Origin of the sequence: Ruminococcus sp. CAG:57 (assembly GCF_000435935.1) — a bacterium.
GTDB lineage: Bacteria > Bacillota > Clostridia > Oscillospirales > Ruminococcaceae > Hominimerdicola > Hominimerdicola aceti.
The window spans coordinates 20,702-20,921 of the sequence record NZ_FR890755.1; the positions used below are offsets into that span (position 1 = coordinate 20,702).

Here is a 220-nt window from a genome sequence, read left to right on the forward strand (position 1 = left end):
ATGGGATTACATACCGCTTATAAACGGACAGACTTTAGGTGACAGGACCGGGCTTTACTCATTGGTAGTAGGTTTTGCGGTAAGTCTTATACTTATCATTATTGTGAGCCTTTGCACAAAGAAGCCGTCCGAGGAAATGCTGAAGGCATTTGATGATGTTAAGAACGGTGTGAACTGCGGTTGTGATGACAATGCGGAGAGGGCTTAGGTTCAGGTGACA

1 pseudogene is annotated in these 220 nt (G+C 45.0%); it reads left to right on the forward strand.

Annotation, left to right across the window (positions count from 1 at the left end):
• Positions 1-208, forward strand: a pseudogene (locus QVO88_RS08180) (hypothetical protein); the annotation flags it as partial.
• Positions 209-220: the final 12 nt, after the last annotated feature.